This window comes from Xanthobacter aminoxidans, assembly GCF_023571765.1.
GTDB lineage: Bacteria > Pseudomonadota > Alphaproteobacteria > Rhizobiales > Xanthobacteraceae > Xanthobacter > Xanthobacter aminoxidans.
On sequence record NZ_JAMJXC010000002.1, the window covers coordinates 130,586 to 147,474 of the forward strand.

The 16,889-nt window shown below is 69.2% G+C and carries 16 protein-coding genes; 6 read left to right on the top strand and 10 right to left on the bottom strand.

Annotated features, from left to right (window positions below):
* Positions 1-29 precede the first annotated feature (29 nt).
* The 6 genes from rpoN to EJ105_RS03385 all read left to right on the top strand — a co-directional run bounded on the left by rpoN (position 30) and on the right by EJ105_RS03385 (position 5,269).
* Positions 30-1,595 carry an RNA polymerase factor sigma-54 gene (gene rpoN, locus EJ105_RS03360; RefSeq protein WP_029556045.1) on the top strand — a complete coding sequence of 522 codons (1,566 nt, stop codon included), beginning with the start codon at positions 30-32 and terminating at the stop codon, positions 1,593-1,595.
* A 137-nt stretch (positions 1,596-1,732) separates the two neighbouring features.
* Positions 1,733-2,983 carry a DUF2254 domain-containing protein gene (locus EJ105_RS03365; protein WP_250165300.1) on the top strand — a complete coding sequence of 417 codons (1,251 nt, stop codon included), beginning with the start codon at positions 1,733-1,735 and terminating at the stop codon, positions 2,981-2,983.
* 238 nt (positions 2,984-3,221) lie between these two features.
* Positions 3,222-3,569 carry a 50S ribosomal protein L21 gene (gene rplU / locus EJ105_RS03370; protein WP_029556048.1) on the top strand — a complete coding sequence of 116 codons (348 nt, stop codon included), beginning with the start codon at positions 3,222-3,224 and terminating at the stop codon, positions 3,567-3,569.
* Between the two features lie 21 nt (positions 3,570-3,590).
* Positions 3,591-3,863 (top strand): 50S ribosomal protein L27, encoded by a 273-nt coding sequence (rpmA, locus tag EJ105_RS03375; protein WP_024276844.1) that lies wholly within the window; start codon positions 3,591-3,593, stop codon positions 3,861-3,863.
* Positions 3,864-4,007: 144 nt separating this feature from the next.
* Complete coding sequence (locus EJ105_RS03380) at positions 4,008-4,637, top strand: GNAT family N-acetyltransferase (protein ID WP_029556049.1); 630 nt, start codon at positions 4,008-4,010, stop codon at positions 4,635-4,637.
* A gap of 104 nt (positions 4,638-4,741) precedes the next feature.
* Entirely contained in the window at positions 4,742-5,269 is a 528-nt protein-coding gene (locus EJ105_RS03385) for an RNA pyrophosphohydrolase (protein ID WP_029556050.1), read from the top strand.
* Between the two features lie 3 nt (positions 5,270-5,272).
* Here the strand turns inward: EJ105_RS03385 and EJ105_RS03390 are convergent, their stop codons facing one another.
* The 10 genes from EJ105_RS03390 to EJ105_RS03435 all read right to left on the bottom strand — a co-directional run bounded on the left by EJ105_RS03390 (position 5,273) and on the right by EJ105_RS03435 (position 16,752).
* Entirely contained in the window at positions 5,273-6,079 is an 807-nt protein-coding gene (locus tag EJ105_RS03390) for a group III truncated hemoglobin (RefSeq protein ID WP_250165301.1), read from the bottom strand.
* A complete protein-coding gene (locus EJ105_RS03395; RefSeq protein WP_250165302.1) occupies positions 6,076-6,282 on the bottom strand; it encodes a hypothetical protein in 207 nt (68 codons plus the stop codon). Before EJ105_RS03395 ends, EJ105_RS03390 begins: the two co-directional genes overlap by 4 nt.
* A gap of 105 nt (positions 6,283-6,387) precedes the next feature.
* Complete coding sequence (locus tag EJ105_RS03400; protein WP_250165303.1) at positions 6,388-8,457, bottom strand: sensor histidine kinase; 2,070 nt, start codon at positions 8,455-8,457, stop codon at positions 6,388-6,390.
* The gene (locus tag EJ105_RS03405) at positions 8,450-9,847 is read right to left on the bottom strand and encodes a sigma-54-dependent transcriptional regulator (protein ID WP_250165304.1); all 1,398 of its coding nucleotides are present in this window, start codon (positions 9,845-9,847) and stop codon (positions 8,450-8,452) included. The genes EJ105_RS03400 and EJ105_RS03405 overlap by 8 nt, the downstream gene beginning before the upstream one ends.
* A gap of 221 nt (positions 9,848-10,068) precedes the next feature.
* Positions 10,069-11,769 (bottom strand): OFA family MFS transporter, encoded by a 1,701-nt coding sequence (locus EJ105_RS03410; RefSeq protein ID WP_250165305.1) that lies wholly within the window; start codon positions 11,767-11,769, stop codon positions 10,069-10,071.
* A 291-nt stretch (positions 11,770-12,060) separates the two neighbouring features.
* Positions 12,061-12,897 (bottom strand): amino acid kinase family protein, encoded by an 837-nt coding sequence (locus EJ105_RS03415; RefSeq protein ID WP_024276836.1) that lies wholly within the window; start codon positions 12,895-12,897, stop codon positions 12,061-12,063.
* 11 nt (positions 12,898-12,908) lie between these two features.
* Positions 12,909-13,721, bottom strand: a complete 813-nt coding sequence (locus tag EJ105_RS03420) for an amino acid kinase family protein (RefSeq protein ID WP_250165306.1) — start codon at positions 13,719-13,721, stop codon at positions 12,909-12,911.
* 308 nt (positions 13,722-14,029) lie between these two features.
* Positions 14,030-15,601, bottom strand: coding sequence for a 2-polyprenylphenol 6-hydroxylase (gene ubiB / locus EJ105_RS03425; RefSeq protein WP_250165307.1), 1,572 nt, complete (start codon positions 15,599-15,601; stop codon positions 14,030-14,032).
* 31 nt (positions 15,602-15,632) lie between these two features.
* Positions 15,633-16,430 carry a bifunctional demethylmenaquinone methyltransferase/2-methoxy-6-polyprenyl-1,4-benzoquinol methylase UbiE gene (gene ubiE, locus EJ105_RS03430; protein WP_024276833.1) on the bottom strand — a complete coding sequence of 266 codons (798 nt, stop codon included), beginning with the start codon at positions 16,428-16,430 and terminating at the stop codon, positions 15,633-15,635.
* A 115-nt stretch (positions 16,431-16,545) separates the two neighbouring features.
* Entirely contained in the window at positions 16,546-16,752 is a 207-nt protein-coding gene (locus EJ105_RS03435) for a hypothetical protein (protein WP_250165308.1), read from the bottom strand.
* Positions 16,753-16,889 lie beyond the last annotated feature (137 nt).

The following is a 16,889-nucleotide window of genomic DNA, read 5'->3' on the forward strand; positions in this document are numbered from 1 at the left end:
CGCGCCATGGACATCGGGGGGCCAGCATCATGGCGATGAGCCCCAAGCTGGAGTTCCGGCAGAGCCAGTCGCTGGTGATGACGCCGCAGCTGATGCAGGCCATCAAGCTGCTCCAGCTCTCCAACATGGAGCTGGTGGCCTATGTCGAGGCCGAGCTGGAACGCAATCCGCTGCTGGAGCGCATCACCGAGGGCGAGGCGAGCGGACCCGAGCCGCAGCCGGAGGTCCGCGAGACCCGCGGCGAGGAGATGGCCCGCGGCGGCCTCGACGGCGAGCCGCCCCCGGCCAGCGACTGGACCGGCCAGGACAACGAGCAGAGCCGGGCCGCCATGGAGACCCGCCTCGACACCGACCTCGGCAACGTCTTTCCCGACGACGCCCCCGCCGATCGCGGCACCCCCGGCGGCGGCTCCACCGCCTCCAGCCCCTCCATGGGCGAATGGAGCGGCGGCGGCGAGCGGGGCGACGACTACAATCCCGAAGCCTTCCTGACCGCCGAGACCACGCTGGCCGACCATCTGGAAGCCCAGCTCTCCGTGGCGGTGAGCGATCCCGCCCGGCGGCTAATCGGCATCAATGTCATCGGCCTCATCGACGAGACCGGCTATTTCACCGGCGACCTCGACCTCCTCGCCGGGCAGTTCGGCGTGCCGCGCGACGAGGTGGAAGCCGTCCTGAAGCTCATCCAGACCTTCGAGCCCTCCGGCGTCGGCGCCCGCAACCTCGCCGAATGCCTCGCCATCCAGCTGCGCGAGCGCGACCGCTTCGACCCCGCCATGCAGGCGCTGGTGGCCAACCTCGAACTCCTCGCCCGCCATGACCGCAACGCGCTGAAGCGCATCTGCGGCGTGGACAACGAGGACCTCGCGGACATGATCGGCGAGATCCGCCGGCTCGATCCCAAGCCGGGCCTCGCCTTCGGCTCCGGCGTCGTCCATCCGCTGGTGCCGGACGTCTATGTGCGCCCCGGCGCCGACGGCACCTGGATCGTCGAGCTGAATTCCGAGACGCTGCCGCGGGTTCTGGTGAACCAGAGCTACCACGCCACCGTGGTGAAACACGCCAAGTCGCAGGAGGAGAAGAGCTTCCTCGCCGACTGCCTGCAGAGCGCGAGCTGGCTCACCCGCTCGCTGGACCAGCGCGCCCGCACCATCCTGAAGGTGGCGAGCGAGATCGTGCGCCAGCAGGACGCCTTCCTGCTGCACGGCGTGCGCTTCCTGCGCCCGCTCAACCTGCGCACGGTGGCGGACGCCATCGGCATGCACGAATCCACCGTCTCGCGCGTGACCTCGAACAAATACATCTCGACCCCGCGCGGCGTGGTGGAGATGAAGTTCTTCTTCTCCTCCGCCATCTCCGCCTCGGGCGGCGGCGAGGCCCATTCGGCGGAATCGGTGCGCCACCGCATCAAGACGCTGATCGAAGCCGAGGCGCCGGAGGACGTGCTCTCCGACGACACTCTGGTGCAGAAGCTGAAGGACGACGGCATCGACATCGCCCGCCGCACCGTCGCCAAGTACCGGGAGGGCATGAACATCCCCTCCTCCGTCCAGCGTCGCCGCGAGAAGATGGCGCTGCGCAGCGAGGCAAGCTGAGCGCGCCCCGCCCGATCACGGCCTCGTGATCGACCTCATGCAACCGGACGCCTCCAGCCAAGCTTCCCTTCCTGACGAGAAGCGGGGCGTGCCGTCGGCGCGACCAGCCCGCGTGGCGGTAACAGCCCGGAGCCTGCATGATCCCCCCGATCCTGAGCGAGCGTGTGCGCTTCCAGCTCAAGCGCCTCGCCCACCGGCTGTGGTTCTGGCCCACCGCCTACAGCCTCACAGCCGTGGCCGTGGTGCTCGTCGCGGCGACCCTGCCATCGGGATACGCGCTGCCGGGCTACCTCACCTTCGCCTCGAACAGCCTTGAGCCAGTGCTCACCGTGCTGGCCTCCAGCATGCTGGCGGTGGTCACGTTCAGCCTGTCCGCCATCGTCTCGGTCCTCTCGGCCGCGGCACAGGCGGCGACCCCGCGCGCGACCTCCCTCCTCATCGAGGACGCGGCCCTCCAGCGCACGCTGAGCGTCTTCGTGGGCGCGTTCCTGTTCTCCATCGTGGCGCTGGTGGGGGGCGTGGGCGGCGTCTATTGCGATGCCGGCCGGCTGCTGCTCTTCGCCGCGACGGTGGTGCTCATTGCCATCGTCGTCGGAACGCTGCTCCGCTGGATCGACCGGGTGTCGCGACTCGGGCGCATGGGCGAGATCATCGACCGGACCGAGCAGGCGACCGCGGCGGCGCTGAAGGATTTCGCGCGCCGGCCCGGCCTCGGCGCAACCGTCCGCACCGCCCCGCCGCCGGCCGGCTATCCGGTCTTCGCGACGGCCACCGGCTACGTGCAGCATATGGATGTGGGGCAGCTTTCGGCGGCTGTGCCGGAGGGTGTGACGTGCCATGTGGCCGTGCGGCCGGGCGCCTTCGTCGATCCGGTCCGTCCCCTGGCCGTTTTCGATGCGCCCCCCGATGACGCGCTGGCGGATGCGCTGCGGTGCGCCATCACCATCGGCGACGTCCGCAGCTTCGAGCAGGACCCACGGTTTGGCATGGTGGTGCTCGCGGAGATCGCGTCAAAGGCCCTGTCGCCGGGCGTCAACGACCCCGGCACCGCCATCGACGTGAGCGGGACTCTCACTCGGCTTCTCTGGGGCTGGCGCGCGGCCCGCAACCTGCCCGTCGAGGATGCCGTGACCAACGTCACCATTCCCGCGCTGTCGATGGACGACATGCTGGAAGACGCCTTCCGGCCGATTGCCCGCGACGGGGCCGGGCAGGTGGAGGTGGGGCTCAGGCTCGTGGCCGCCCTGGGGTCGCTGGCGCAGATCGATGACCCCGACCTTGCCGCCGCCGCCCGCACGCGCCTCGCCGACGTGCTGAAGCGGGCGGAAGCCGTCCTGCTGCCCATGGACGCCGACGCGCTGAAACGGGCCGCCGCGGCGATCGTGTGAGGGCTGGAACCGCACGGACCGCAGGCGCTGCGGCGCGGTAGCCGCCGCCAAGGAGCAGGGGGGAGATGGCGGCGGCGTCACGCGGCTTCGCCCCGTCTCGCAAAGGCCAGTGGCGTTGACTTTTCCGGGCGTGGCGTATATCGGACCACCTTCGCGTGGGCCAATGGGCCTGCATCCCGAAAAACCGACCGAAGAAGCCCGTCCTTGAGGCGCGGCTGAACACGAAAGCGAGACAAGAATGTTCGCGGTCATCAAGGCAAACGGCAAGCAGTATCGCGTTGCCGCCGCCGACAAGATCACCATCGACCACCTCGACGCCGAGGTCGGCTCCGTCTTCACCTTCCCGGTGCTGATGCTGAGCGGCGCCTCCGTCGCCATCGGCGCGCCCCATGTGGACGGCGCCACCGTGACCGGCGAGATCGTCGAGCACACCCGCGGCGACAAGGTGATCGCCTTCAAGAAGCGCCGCCGGCAGAATTCCCGCCGCAAGCGTGGCTTCCGCGCCGACCTCACCGTCGTGCGCATCACCGAGATTTCCGGCCTGGGCGAGACCGTCAAGGCCGACGCCGCCGGCGTCGGCGCCTGATCGAGAACGAGGAGAGCAACAATGGCTCATAAAAAGGCAGGCGGCTCGTCCCGTAACGGTCGCGATTCCGACGGTCGTCGTCTTGGCGTGAAGCGCTTCGGCGGCCAGGACGTCATTCCGGGCAACATCATCGTGCGCCAGCGCGGCACCAAATGGCATCCCGGCACGAACGTGGGCATGGGCAAGGACCATACCCTCTTCGCGCTTATCGAAGGCAAAGTGGCCTTCCGCACCAAAGCCAACGACCGCACCTACGTATCGGTCGTTCCTGCCGCCGCCGAGGCGGCCGAATAAACGGCGAGACCTGATAAATGCAGGATCCCGCCGGTCTCGTTGATCCGGTGGGCGCCTGAGCAGGCCTCTCAACGCTCAGACACGAACCGGGGAGACGGGACAACCCTCTCCCCGGTTTTCGTTTGTGCCCTTGAGGAGCCCGCCATGACTTTGTGCGAATCCCAGTCCGGAGTGCCGCTCGCGGAGAGCTGTATCCCCGTCCTCGAAACCGAGCGGCTCGTGCTCCGCGCGCCGCATATCGAGGACGTTGCTGCCGTCGCGGAGCTCGCCAACAACCGCCGGATCGCGGAGATGACCGCGAACCTGCCGTTCCCCTACAAGCCCTCCGACGCCCACGCCTTCGTCGAGACGCTCGCCGCCGTGCCCGATGCCGCCACCTTCGGCGTCTTCCTCAAGGGCGAGGGCCGCATGGCCTTCGCCGGCATGGTCAGCTATGGCCGCCGCCCGCCTGAGCCCGCGCCGGAACTCGGCTACTGGGTCGGCGAAGCCTTCTGGGGCCGCGGCATCGCCACCGAGGCCGTGCGCGCCGTCATCGACTATGCCTTCTCCGAGACCGATGTCTCGCTCCTCCTCGGCTCCGCCCGCGTGGTCAATCCGGCGTCGCGCCGGGTGCTGGAGAAGTGCGGCTTCCAGTGGTCCGGCGTCGGCCTGTGCCGCGTGAAGGCGCTGCGCGCCTCCGTGCCGGTGGACCAGTTCCAGCTGGAGCGGCGCACCTGGGCCTCCATCCGCGCCTGGGGCTCCACCGCCCTTCCCCGGCACCGCGCCGCGCACTGACGCTGCGTCCGGAGTACCGCCTGCCTGAACTTGCGCCCGCCGCATCTTGCGCGGTGCGGCGGGGCGCGTATCAGGGGGCATGTCATTCCATCAAGGCCGCCGCCATGTCGAAGAAGCACGATAAGCACGACAAGCACGAGGACATGCCCTATCGCCCCTGCGTGGGCCTCGCCGTGTTCAACGCCGCCGGCAAGGTGTTCGTGGGCCGGCGCCTCGGCGGGCCGGAGCATGTGGACGCCACCCATTCCTGGCAGATGCCCCAGGGCGGCATCGACAAGGGCGAGGAGCCCTATGCCGCCGCCTTGCGCGAGCTTTACGAGGAAACCTCGATCCGCTCGGTGACCAGGCTTGGCGAAGTGGAAGAGTGGCTCTCCTACGACCTCCCCGGCCGCATCGCCGGCGAGGCCTGGAAGGGCCGCTACCGGGGCCAGACGCAGAAATGGTACGCCCTGCGCTTCACCGGAGCCGATGCCGAGATCAACATCCTTCGTCCCGGCGGCGGCAAGCACAAGCCGGAATTCATGGACTGGCGGTGGGAGGAGATCGACGCGGTGGTCGACCTCATCATCCCCTTCAAGCGCGATGTCTATGTGGAGGTGGTGAAGCAGTTCCGCCGCTTCGCGCAGGGCTGAGCCTTACCCGGCCTGCGGGTGCGCCCCGTGCGGGTGCGATCCCGGCGCATGAGAGGGGCCGAGGTCGGGCGGGAACAGCCCGGCCTGGAAGCAGGTGCTCATGTGCTCCACCTTGGCGATGGCCCGCGCCGCCGCCACATCGTCCAGCACCTCCACCGCCGTCTCCTTGAACAGCGCCACCCAGCGGGTGAAGTGCTCCGGCTTCAGCTGGAGCGGGATGTGCGCGGCGAACGGCATCCCCGAATAGCGCGCCGTGCCGAGCAGGGTGCGCGACCAGAAGTTCTGCACGATCTGGTAGTGACCCGCCCAGTCGGGAATGGCACGGGCGAAGACCGGGCCGAGCAGCGGGTCTGCGGCAGCGCGGCCATAGAAGCTCTCCACAAGCCGCTTCAGATCATCCTCGGTGACGGAGAGCGCTGCGCCCGGTTGCTCGTTCAGCCCGCCCAGCGCCGCGCCGCGATCTTCCACCAACGCCGCCAGCTCCGGCGCGGCCGGGGCCTTGCGGTGCGCGACGTTCAGCGGCGGATCGAAGCGGGAAACGATGTCGCGCAGGGTGTGCTGGCGCACCCGCGCCATGGGGCGGTCGAGCACGAACAGGCCGTCCGCCACGCCCGCCTCCTTCGGGTTCGCCGCCTGGAAGGCCGTGAGCGCCGCGGCCATGTCCTCCCCCTCGCCCACATAGAGCGGCAAGGGCCGGCCAACGACGGCGCGGGTGAGGATGAAGAGGCCGGGACGGGCCGGCACGACCTCGGCAGCGGTGAAGGCGTAGCCGGCGAAGTCGGTTGTCACCCGCTCAATGACCTCGCTCATGGCGTCTTCTCCGGCACGAGGGCCTCGGCTTCGGCCGCCCCGGCCTCCGGCCGCTCCGTCTCGATCACGCGCAGGGCCGGGCCACCGGGCCGCAGCGGGTTGGCGCGCTTCTGGCCGGTCTTCTGCCATGGCGGCAGGAGGCGGATCGTGGTGCCGGGCACGATGCGCGGCATGATGGGCGTGTTGCCCTTATCCCACTTCATGGCGGGCACCTGCTGGCTGTTATATACGAACGGTACGAACGCCCCACCCGCGGCGCAAGGGTCCCGGAGCTTCCACAACGCTCATTTGTTGGGCTCGCCTGAAATTCAGGCGGAATGCGCACCCTCTTCCGCCGCGCTCCCGGCCTCCGGTAGCCAGATGGAGAAGACGGCGCCCGATCCCGGCGGGCTTTCCACCGCCATGGTCCCGCCCGCGCGCTCGATGAGCGTGTAGCTGATGGAGAGGCCGAGCCCGGTGCCACCCTGCGGCTTGGTGGTGAAGAAGGGGTCGAAGACGCGGCCGATCCGCTCCTCGGGGATGCCCGTGCCCGTGTCCGCCACCTCGATGCCGACGCCCGGTTGCCGCCCGCGCGTCTCGTCCCGCGTGGTGACGGTGAGGGTACCGCCCTGGGGCATGGCGTGGACGGCGTTGACCATCAGATTGATGAGCACCTGCTGCAACTCCACCCGGTTCATCATCACGAGGCGCGTGGCGCCGTCGGTGCGGGCGACGAGGATCTCGCTGCGCGAGAGCAGGTGCTGCACCAGCAGCAGCGCATCCCCCACCACCTCGCCCGGCGCCACCGGATCGAGATGGCCGGCGAATTCGGCGGGCCGCGCGAACTGCAACAGCTTCGAGACGATCACGTTGATGCGGTGGACCTGCTGGTCGATGAGGTTGAACTCGGTCTTCACCGGCCCCGCCGCGCTCCCTAGCACGTCGCGCGCCACATCCAGATTGCCCTGGATGACCGCCACCGGATTGTTGATCTCGTGGGCGACGCCCGCCGTGATCTCGCCGATGGCGGCGAGCTTCTCGGACATGACGAGCTGGCGCTGGGTGGCGGCCAGCTCGGCATTGGCGTCTTCCAGCTCGCGGGTGCGCTCGGCGACGCGGCGGTCCAGTTCTTCGGTCCACCGGCGCAGCTCCGCGTCGCGCTCCTGCAGCAGGTCCAGCATGTCGTCGAGGTGATGGGCGACGCGGCCGATCTCGTCCGAGGTCGCGGCGACGCCGGTGCGGGCGGACAGGGCGCCGCCCTCCACCGCGGAGATGGTGGCGTTCATCGCCTCCAGCGGCCGGAAGATGGCCGCCGCCCAGCGCAGCAGCACGGGGATCGCCACCATCGCCACCAGCAGGAAGCCCACCGCCACCGCGGCAAGGCTCGCCCGCTTGAGCGCGAGGAACGGCGCTTCCAGAAAGCCCACATAGAGCATGCCGATGCGCTTGCCGTGGCTGTCCACCACCGGCTCGTAGGCCGAGATGTACCAGTCGCTGACCACGAAGGCCCGGTCGAGCCACACCCGCCCCTCGCCCAGCACCGCGTTGCGCACCTCCTTCGACACGCGGGTGCCCAGCGCCCGCCGCCCCTCGAACAGGCGGACATTGGTGGAGACGCGCACGTCGTCCACGAACAGGGTGGCGGTGCCGGCCGAGCCCTCGGGCAGGCTGCCGGGGCGGTAGACGAGATCGTTGATGGTGTCGATGAAGTCGAGGTTCTGGTTGAGCAGCACGCCGCCCACCAGCGCCGCCCGACCGCCGCCCGGCAGTTCCACCGGCGTGCCGGACTGCACCACCATGCCCCGGTCCTCCGCCTCCCGGTTGGTCGGAACGGCGCCGGGGGTCGGCACGAGGGCGATATGCGCGCGCGCCGCCAGTTGCGGCGAGAGGCGTTCCAGCTCCTGCGGGCCGAAGATGTCGATCTCGGTAGAGGCGGTGCCGGCGAGCGCCCGGCGCTCCACCGGCCACATCGCGCTCGCCTCGCGCGCAGCACCGGCGGGCGCGGCGGCGAGGCTGTGGCCATCGGCATCGATGAGATAGAGGAAATCGAGCCCCATCGCCTTGCGCCGCGCATCGAGGAACGCGGCGAGCGCCGCATTGTCGCCGGCCCCGGTGACACGGGCGAAGGCCACCGAATCCCCCAGCGCGTGCAGCGTCTCGTCGGAGCGCTCGCGCAGCCGGTCGAGATACTGGCGGGCGATGGTGAGGTCGCCGTTCACCTTGGAAATGAGAAGCCGGTCGAACTGCCGCGTCCACCAGGTGACCACCAGCGCCAGCACCGCCGGCAGGATGATGAGGGTCGGCAGAAGAGCGATGGCGAGGAGCCGCATGCGCACCGAGCGCAACCGGGCGAGGACGCCGCGCGGCGCATCGGTGGCTTTGCGCACAGCCTCAGCCATTCCAGGCCTTCAGTTTGCGGTCCAGCGTCTTGCGCGAGACCTTGAGGCGGCGCGCCGCCTCGGCCCGGTTGCCGCCGGCTTCGGCCAGCACCTTCAGCATGTGCGCCTTTTCTACCGCGTCGAGGGCAGAACCGGGCGCGTCCTCCTCGTCGACGCCTTCGGGCACCACGTCGCGCGGAAAGTCGCCAAGGATCAGCGAGCGCTCGATCACGTTGCGCAGCTCACGCACATTGCCCGGCCAGGGATAGCGCGTGAGGAAGGCGAGCACCGGCTCGGTGAGATCGAGGGGCGGCACGCCGAGCCGGGCGCTCAGTTCGGCTATGAACAGATGGGCGAGCGGCGCCACGTCCTCCGGCCGCTCGCGCAGGGGCGCGAGGTGGATGTTCACCACATTGAGCCGGTAATAGAGATCCTGCCGGAAGCGGCCGGCCGCCACCTGCGCGGTGAGGTTGGCGTTGGTGGCAGCGACGAGGCGCACGTCCACCGGGACTTCCCGCTCCGCCCCCACCGGGCGGACCTTGCGATCCTCGATCACCCGCAGCAGCTTCGACTGCATGGCGGGCGGCAGCTCGCCCACCTCGTCGAGGAAGAGCGTGCCGCCCTGGGCATAGAAGAACAGCCCCTCGCGGGAGGAGGCGGCGCCGGTGAAGGCGCCCTTGAGGTGGCCGAACAGCTCGCTCTCGATGATCTCCGGCGCGATGGCCGCGCAATTCACCGGCACGAACGGCTTGGCCGCGCGGGCCGAGACGGCGTGCAGGGCGCGGGCGGTGACTTCCTTGCCGGTGCCGGATTCCCCGGTGATGAGCACGGTGGACGGCATGGGGCCCACGCGCTCGATCATGGCGCGCACGGCGCGGGTCGAGACGCTGTCGCCGGCCATCAGCGGCGCGGCTGCACCGGGCATGGCCTTCAGCTCACGGCGGAGCACGAAATTCTCGCGCATCAGCCGGCCGCGATCGAGGCAGCGGGCGATGGCGTTGAGGATCTGGTTGGAACGGAACGGCTTCAGCACGAAATCGGCGGCACCGGCCCTAAGCGCGGTGATGGCGGTCTCCAGATCCGCGAAGGCGGTGATGAGGATCACGTCGCGATAGAAGCCGGAGCCGCGCAGTTCCTCCAGCCATTGCAGGCCGGTGCGCCCGGCCATGATGTTGTCGAGGATGATCAGGTCGAACGGCGCCGCCTCCAGGAGCCGCGAGGCGGTCGCGACATCAGGGGCCTCGGCCACGTGGCGGCAGCGCGTCTGGAGCATCCGCACCAGGAAGTTCCGCATCCCCGGCTCGTCGTCCACCACCAGGATGGAGGCGCCGGCGAGGTGCGGGCTGAAGGCGACATCCTCCGACGCCTCGGGCGCGCCCTGTGGGGCGGGGTCGGGGATGGAAGGGGGCATCAGAGGGGGCATCTTGAATCGGCCGTCCGTCTCGGACCCTCGCCGGCACGCGACAAAGGCCGTCCGCGAAAGACGATGGGCGTGACCTCAAGGTCCCCGGCCGCCTCGCCTGCTCTTCCCGGCATCCATTGCGCAAATCAGCCGGCTCCGCAAACCGGAAAAGGGCGTGCCCCGCTGCCCGGAGACCGGGGGCGGGGCACGCAGATCGAGCCGGGAGGGGCTCAGCGGAACAGGATCACCGCCTTCTGCAGGGTGATCCAGATGCCCCAGGCCAAAGGCACGCCCACCACCAGCCAGGCGAGCACCACCACGGGCAGCGCCGTGGCGCCGCTCGCCACCGGGGTCGAGGAGCGGGCGGAGGCGGCGAGCGGGCCGTCCTTGGCCTCTTCCTCGAAGTCCTCGAAGTCGGCGTGGGTGGCGTCCTCGCGGGCCACCTCGGCGGCCTTCTTCTTCAGCTCGTGGTCCTTCATGTAGAGGTGCTCGGCCACGGGCTTCACCAGAAGGTTCGCGACGAGGCCGCCCACGAGCAGGCCGGAGAGGATGTACATGGTCTGGTCGTAGGCCGCCTGCTGGGGGATGCCCGAGGCGATCTGGTATTCGCGCAGATAGTTCACCAGCACCGGGCCGATGATGCCGGCAGTGGCCCAGGCGGTGAGCAGCCGCCCGTGGATGGCGCCCACCATGTGGGTGCCGAAGATGTCGGCGAGATAGGCCGGGATGGTGGCGAAGCCGCCGCCATACATGGACAGGATGATGCAGAAGGCGGCGACGAACAGCACCACCGAGCCCATGTGCGCCAGCGAGGGGATCGAGGCGTAGAGAACGAAGCCCAGCACGAAGAACACCGCATAGGTCATCTTCCGCCCGAGCTTGTCGGAGAAGGAGGCCCAGGCGAAGCGCCCGCCAATGTTGCACAGGGACAAAAGCCCGGTGAAGCCGGCCGCGATGGCGGCGATCTGCGCCTTCTGGCCCGCGTCGAGCTGGGAGAAGGTGAGATCGAGGCCGATGAGCCTGCCGCCGAACACTTCCTGCAGCATGGGCGAGGCCATGCCGATGACGCCGATGCCGGCCGAGACGTTCAGGCAGAGCACCGCCCACAGCAGCCAGAACTGGGGGGTCTTCCACGCCACGTCGAGATGGACATGGCGGTGCGTGACCATGGCGTTGGCCGAGGCGGCCGGCGGGGTCCAGCCCTTGGGCGCCCAGCCTTCGCGCGGCACCCGGTAGCCCAGCGCGCCGCCGACCATGAAGACGAAATAGATGGCCGCCATGGCGAGGAAGGTCTGCCACACGCCCACCGAGGTCGGCGAGGCGAAATGCTGCATCAGCATGTTGGCCAGCGGCGCGCCGATCATGGCGCCGCCGCCGAAGCCCATGATGGCCATGCCGGTGGCCATGCCGCGCCGGTCCGGAAACCACTTGATAAGGGTGGAGACCGGCGAGATGTAGCCGAGCCCGAGGCCGATGCCGCCGATGACGCCGGAGCCGATCCACAGCATCCAGATCTGGTGGAGATAGACGCCCAGCGCCGAGATCACGAGGCCGCCGCACCAGCAGAAGGCCGAGACGAGGCCCGCCTTGCGCGGCCCCGCCGTCTCCAGCCAGCCGCCCCAGATGGCGGCGGAGGAGCCGAGCAGCACGAAGAACAGGGTGTACATCCAGCCCAGCTGGGAGATCTGCCAGTCGCAGGAGGTGGCGAAAATGCCGGCGACGAAGCTCATGTCGGCCGGGCAGGCCACGGGCTTAGAGACGCCCACGGCGCGCGACAACGGCAGCCAGAACACGCTGAAGCCGTAGGCCATGCCGATGCACAGATGAATGGCGAGGGCGGCCGGCGGCACGAGCCAGCGATTGAAGCTGGCGGAGGCGATGGTGCGCTCGCGGCTCAGGAATGGCGGCGGCGCAAAGGTGGTTACGCTCATGTCTCCTCCACAGGTGTTTCCGCGCCAATTGACTTGACGCTTTTCGCGCAGCCGAAGCCGCGCGTGGCCCTGCTCCCTCAGCAAGGGCGGGGCCAACGGGGAGACATTCAGGTTTTCAATGACTTGATAGGAGCAGGCGCATCCGATCTGGACAAAATGTCCATCCCGACGTCCGGCGGCAGGGTCAAAATGGCCATCCGTCTCGGTTTGCGGACGCAAAAAACCCCACGCAGCCGGGGCCGCGCAGGGTCGGTGTCGGGCCATCGTCCCGCCGGGGGCCGAACGGGAAGGTCAGCCCTGCCGGGCGGCCGTGTGGACCAGCGTGCCCACGTGCTCGCCGCGCAAGGCGGCGGTGAGGCGGCCGGGCACGAGGCCGTTCACCACCTGAACCCGCTCGATGTGGCGTGCGGTGGCCATCACCTCGACCAGCGCGCGGTCGAAGGGCAGCGTCGCCGGGCCGTTGGCCTTGGCGAGCTCGGCATAGCTCGTCTCGGGGATCAGCTCGGCCTTGGCCCCGTCCGCGCCGTTGGGATCGGCGGTGAAGACGCCGTCCACGTCCTCGACGATGGTGAGGCCGGCCGCGCCCAGCGCATCAGCGAGCAGGAAGGCGCCGGTGTCGGCCCGGTGGACCGGGAGGCGGCTGCCCGGGAACTCGTGATGGTGATAGGGCGGGAACGCGCTGCCCACCACCGCGCGGGTGGCCGTGAGGTGGATGGCGAGCTGGCTCGCGATGGTCGGGTGCTCGATGTAGGAGACCCCCTCCGGCGCCAGCAGCGAGGCGAGAATGTGGCCGTTCTGGCCGGCCTCGGTGGCGGCGAGCGGGGCGAGCGAGCCCACCGGCAGGCCGAGGTCGAGGCCGACGCCGTAGAGGTGGCGGGCGCGCACCCCGGCGCCGGTGAGGATCAGCAGGCGATGCTCGGGCAGCACCTTGCGGATCTCCTCCACGATGGGAAGGATCGCCGCGGCGCCCTTGTCCATGATGGACCGGCCGCCGATCTTCACCACCTGCAGCCAGGGCAGGAGGCGGATGGGACGCACGCCGGCCACAGGCCGGGTCAGCGCGCCGTCGAGGAGGGTCTGGCTCGCGAGCGGCGAGGCGACGTGCTTGATGGTCGAAGCTTCAGTCATGATCGTGCCTCTCAGCTCGCGGTGATGATGGTGCCGACGTGCTCGCCGGCGAGGGCGCGGGTGAGGTTGCCGGGCACGAGCCCGTTGACCACCTGGACCTCGCGCACATGGCGCGCCTTCTTCAACAGGTCGAGCATGGGGAATTCGAGGATGGAGTCGGCAAGGCCGCGCGAGAGCATCTCGTCCACCGAGATCTTCGGGATGAAGGTGGCGGACTTGTCCGTCTTCGGGTTGGCGGTGAAGAGGCCGTTCTCGTCCTTCACATAGATCATGGCCTTGCAGCCGAACTGCTCCGCGAGGAGGAAGCAGCCCGCGTCCGTGCGATAGGGCGGGATGACGCCGACCGGGGCCGGGCGGGTCCACAGGCCGTAGGGCGGCATGCCCGAGAACACCACGCCGTTCACCTGCTCCAGATAGAGCGGCACGGCCGACATGCCGGCGCCGTCCACCATGGAGATGCCGTGCTTGGCGAGGAGCTGGCCGAGCATGGCGGCGTTCTGGTCCGCCACCGAGGCGCCGAGCTGGGACAGCACGCCGGCCGGCAAATTGAGGCCGGCGGCGATGGAATAGAGATGGCGCGCGCGGGTGCCGGCGCCGGTGCCGATCAAGAGCTTGTGCTTGGCGCGGGCGGCGACGATCTCGTCCACGAGGGGATAGAGCGCGGCGCGGCCACGATCGATCACGCTCTGGCCGCCGATCTTGATGACGGTGGCATCGGGGAGGATGCGGAAGTCGGCGGAGGCGTCTGCCGCCGCCAGAAGCTCCGCGTCCGTCAGCGAGCGCTGCATCAGCAGCGCGTCGAGCTCGGCCGTCGTGTTCGCCATTTGAGAAGTCCTTCTTTGCTGACCCGTGGACGTCGGCCCGCCGAGGGGCGGTGCGCCGGTCCGGGGCTCCTGACCCTGCGCAAGCAGCCGTTGGACTGCATGCTTGAACGGGACCGGAGCCGTCTTGGGGCCTGACTTAGTTTTGCTTGAAGGACAAAGCAATACGCGAAAAATATGCGAGTTGTTCTCAAGACGGCGCAGAAGCTGCCCCGTCTCCGGGAAGAATTCGCGGTTTCCGGAACGTCCGGAAAGAACGACACGAAACGCAGGAATTCACATCCCGCAAAGGCAGGCTGTCGGTATCCCCGTCAGCCGAACCAGATGCCGAGCAGCGCCGCGGCAATCACCCACAGGGCCAGATTGCCCCAGAAGGCGCGCTTCGCCTCGGCGCGGCCGATGCCTTCCAGCGAGGAGGGCGAGAGACGGATGCCGTCGCGCGTCGCCTCGTCCAGTTGCTCCACCACGCGGGCGGTGCGGGTGAGGAGGCCGGGTAGGGTCGCGGCGAAATGGCCCATCTCGCCGAGGCCGGAGCCGGCGCGCTTCAACTGGCCGACGGGGCCGAGATTGCCGGCGATCCAGTCTTCCACCACCGGCTTTGCGGTGCGCCACATGTCGAGCTGCGGATCGAGCGAGCGGGCGACGCCCTCCACCACCACCATGGTCTTCTGGAGAAGCAGCAGTTCCGGCCGGGTCTGCATGTCGAACAGGGCCGTCACCTCCAGCAGCAGCGCCAGCAGGCGCGCCATGGAAATCTGGTCGGCGGTGCGCGAGTGGATCGGCTCGCCGATGGCGCGGATGGCGAGGGCGAAGTCGTCCACCGAATGGTGGAAGGGCACGTAGCCGGCCTCGAAATGCACTTCCGCCGTGCGGCGCCAGTTGCGGGTGATGAAGCCGTAGAGGATTTCCGCGAGGAAGCGCCGCTCCTTCACGCCGAGCCGGCCCATGATGCCGCAATCCACCACCACGAGGCGGCCCTGCGCATCCACGAACAGGTTTCCCGGATGCATGTCGGCATGGAAGAAACCGTCGCGCATGGCCTGCCGCAGGAAGGTCTGCATGACGATGCGGGCGATCTCCTTGGGATCATGCCCGGCGGCGATGATGGCCTCCTTGTCGGAGAGCTTGATGCCGTCGATCCACTCGGTGGTCAGCACCTCGCGGCCGGAGCGGTCCCAGTCCACGCGCGGGACATGGACTTCCGGGTCGTCCTGCGTGTTCTCGGCCAGCTCCGCATAGGCGGCGGCTTCCAGGCGCAGGTCCATCTCCATGGAGACGGAGCGGGCCAGCGTGTCCACCACCGTCTCCAGCCGCAGGCGGCGGGCCTCGGCGAAATTGTGCTCGGCGAAGGCGGCGATGCGGCGGAAGGTGCCCATGTCGGAAGCGAAGCGGCGGCTGACACCCGGCCGCAGCACCTTCACCGCCACCTCGCGGCGCGCACCGTCCGGCTCGATCACTTCCGCCTTGTGAACCTCGGCGATGGAAGCGGCGGCGACGGCCGGGCCGAACACGGCGAAGACGTCCTTCACCGGCCGCTCGAACGTGTCGGCGACGGTCGCCTCCGCCACGGCCTGCCCGAACGGCGGCATGCGGTCCTGCAGCACCTCGAGATCGCGCGCCACCGAGGCGCCCACCACGTCCGGCCGTGTGGCGAGGAACTGGCCGAGCTTCACGTAGGAGGGGCCGAGCCGCGACAGCGCGGCCGAGAAGCGCTGTCGCCGGTCGCCGGCATCCTTGCGGGCGATCAGCTTGGCGATATCGAGCAGCGGGCGCGCCAGCGGCGGCGCGGCGGCCGGCGAGACGAGCGAGAGCACGCCTTCGCGGGCGAGCACATAGCCGGCCCGGGCGAGGCGCCAGGCATCGGCGACGAGAAGGAAGATCATGGCCGAAGCCTCCGGCCGCAGGGCACCGCCATCAGATGCGGAAGCCCGAGTGCAGGGCCACCACGCCCCCGGTCATGCGGGTGAAGGTGACGCGGGCGAACCCCGCCTCCCGCATCATGCCCGCGAACGCTTCCGCGGTGGGGAAGCGGCGGATGGATTCGACGAGATACTGGTAGGGCTCCGCATCCCCCGCCACGCGCTTGCCGATCTCGGGGATCACGCGGAAGGAGAAGGCGTCATAGACCTTGTCCAGCAGCGGCACGTCGACCTTGGAGAATTCCAGCACGAAGGCCCGCCCGCCCGGCTTCAGCACGCGGCGCATCTCCTTGAGGGCAAGGTCGATACGCGGCACGTTGCGGATGCCGAAGGCGATGGTCACGGCATCGAAGCTCATGTCCGGGAAGGGCAGCGCCTCGGCATTCGCCTCCTCGAAGGCGACGCGATCGGCAAGGCCGCGCTTCTGCGCGCGCTCACGGCCCACAGCCAGCATGTCGGTGTTGATGTCGGCGACGATAGCGTCCGTGCCCGGCCCGCCGGCCTCCACCACACGGAAGGACACGTCGCCGGTGCCGCCGGCGAGGTCGAGCAGGTGGAAGGGTCGCGCGCCCTGCGGCGGGCGCACCTTGGACACCAGCGCATCCTTCCACGCCCGGTGCAGACCACCGGACATGAGGTCGTTCATGATGTCGTAGCGCCGCGCCACCTTGTGGAACACATCGTCCACCAGCGCCTGCTTCTCGGCGAGGGGCACCGTGCGATAGCCAAAATGGGTATCCGCCGTGCCGCGTGTCTCTTCGCCTGTTGCCGGGGCGGAATTGAAGTCCGTCATCTTGTTTCTGGCCGCGCGCTGTTGCCGTTCGGGCGCGACCTTATCGGATGATGCTGCACGGCGCCATAAAGCCGGCGTCGCAGCCGGACCGGCCCTGTGGGGTCGGCTGCGAGCGTCAGTTGCCCTTCGGGCCGCGGGGGTGCCGGGCGATGCCGGTCACGTCGAATTCGAGTCCAGCCTCGGTGTAGCGGGAATTGGCCGGCGTCTCATCCGCGGCCTTCGAGCCGCGCGAGGAGAAGCTCAGGGGGAAGCGGAGACGGCGCTTGCGGGCGTCGATCTCTTTCCGCAGCGGGAAGACGGGAACGTTGATCGTGATCGTCATAGCCACGCTCCAAAAGTATTCGCGCGTCGAGTTAAGCGTGGAAGTGTTACAAATCTTAACGAGCTGTTAACACTTCCATGCCGCGGAGGCGTGCTTCTATGGCACGCCCCCATAACGCTGGCTGAAGGCGGCGTTTA

Bases quoted from the DNA above. Each gene is read 5' to 3' on its own strand.
- rpoN (WP_029556045.1), top strand. From the start codon at position 30: ATGGCGATGAGCCCCAAGCTGGAGTTCCGGCAGAGCCAGTCGCTGGTG.
- EJ105_RS03365 (WP_250165300.1), top strand. From the start codon at position 1,733: ATGATCCCCCCGATCCTGAGCGAGCGTGTGCGCTTCCAGCTCAAGCGC.
- rplU (WP_029556048.1), top strand. From the start codon at position 3,222: ATGTTCGCGGTCATCAAGGCAAACGGCAAGCAGTATCGCGTTGCCGCC.
- rpmA (WP_024276844.1), top strand. From the start codon at position 3,591: ATGGCTCATAAAAAGGCAGGCGGCTCGTCCCGTAACGGTCGCGATTCC.
- EJ105_RS03380 (WP_029556049.1), top strand. From the start codon at position 4,008: ATGACTTTGTGCGAATCCCAGTCCGGAGTGCCGCTCGCGGAGAGCTGT.
- EJ105_RS03385 (WP_029556050.1), top strand. From the start codon at position 4,742: ATGTCGAAGAAGCACGATAAGCACGACAAGCACGAGGACATGCCCTAT.
- EJ105_RS03390 (WP_250165301.1), bottom strand. From the start codon at position 6,079: ATGAGCGAGGTCATTGAGCGGGTGACAACCGACTTCGCCGGCTACGCC.
- EJ105_RS03395 (WP_250165302.1), bottom strand. From the start codon at position 6,282: ATGAAGTGGGATAAGGGCAACACGCCCATCATGCCGCGCATCGTGCCC.
- EJ105_RS03400 (WP_250165303.1), bottom strand. From the start codon at position 8,457: ATGGCTGAGGCTGTGCGCAAAGCCACCGATGCGCCGCGCGGCGTCCTC.
- EJ105_RS03405 (WP_250165304.1), bottom strand. From the start codon at position 9,847: ATGCCCCCTTCCATCCCCGACCCCGCCCCACAGGGCGCGCCCGAGGCG.
- EJ105_RS03410 (WP_250165305.1), bottom strand. From the start codon at position 11,769: ATGAGCGTAACCACCTTTGCGCCGCCGCCATTCCTGAGCCGCGAGCGC.
- EJ105_RS03415 (WP_024276836.1), bottom strand. From the start codon at position 12,897: ATGACTGAAGCTTCGACCATCAAGCACGTCGCCTCGCCGCTCGCGAGC.
- EJ105_RS03420 (WP_250165306.1), bottom strand. From the start codon at position 13,721: ATGGCGAACACGACGGCCGAGCTCGACGCGCTGCTGATGCAGCGCTCG.
- ubiB (WP_250165307.1), bottom strand. From the start codon at position 15,601: ATGATCTTCCTTCTCGTCGCCGATGCCTGGCGCCTCGCCCGGGCCGGC.
- ubiE (WP_024276833.1), bottom strand. From the start codon at position 16,430: ATGACGGACTTCAATTCCGCCCCGGCAACAGGCGAAGAGACACGCGGC.
- EJ105_RS03435 (WP_250165308.1), bottom strand. From the start codon at position 16,752: ATGACGATCACGATCAACGTTCCCGTCTTCCCGCTGCGGAAAGAGATC.